General features: G+C 33.8%; 1 protein-coding gene. It reads right to left on the bottom strand.

What is annotated here, in order from left to right; translation table 11 throughout:
- Window positions 1-123: 123 nt before the first annotated feature.
- Window positions 124-483, bottom strand: a complete 360-nt coding sequence (locus HMPREF2701_RS00185) for a PrgI family protein (RefSeq protein ID WP_001097591.1) — start codon at window positions 481-483, stop codon at window positions 124-126.
- Window positions 484-542 lie beyond the last annotated feature (59 nt).

The raw sequence follows: 542 nt of genomic DNA, 5'->3' as shown, positions 1-542 counted from the left end.
CTTTGTGAGAAATAATCTTCTTTCACCTGCATCAGACCATTTTGATACAGGGCTTGATAGGAAAGAGTATTAGCCGTTGATGGTAACACTTCCTCTTTTTTATCTTTAACTTTTTCCTTTTTATTAGTCATTGAAGTTTTTTGTTTCTTTAATGTATTTGATTTTCTTTTCATGTTCAGATCCTTTCTTTCCTGTAATTGTGCGTAGGGGAACCGTTAATTCAAAATGTAGACGGTATTTCAAATAATGTTCAAAATATAAATCATTGGGTTTATAGACTCCAAATAGCATGAGGGGGATGGTAAAGGCAAACACAAAACCGTAAACAAACCAATCTCCAAATTGCCAGAAAAAGAGATTCAAGCCCAAAACAATAATTGTGACAATAAAGGCTGGTAAAACAAAGATGATTTGTCTTGTAGTGAAACCTAACCAAGCCCTGTGTTGGTATTTTGAGATGTCTTTAAAGACACGTGTATTCATGACTTTCCTTTCTAAAAAGGCTAAGAAGCAATCACTTCCTAGCCTTTATCTAATTACAT

It is taken from the genome of Streptococcus sp. HMSC077D04 (genome assembly GCF_001808785.1).
Lineage (GTDB): Bacteria > Bacillota > Bacilli > Lactobacillales > Streptococcaceae > Streptococcus > Streptococcus mitis_BX.
The sequence above is the reverse complement of the archived record's forward strand: the minus strand, read 5'-3'. Positions and strand labels throughout refer to the sequence as shown.

Coding starts and splice junctions, on each gene's coding strand:
- HMPREF2701_RS00185 (WP_001097591.1), bottom strand. CDS start 483: ATGAATACACGTGTCTTTAAAGACATCTCAAAATACCAACACAGGGCT.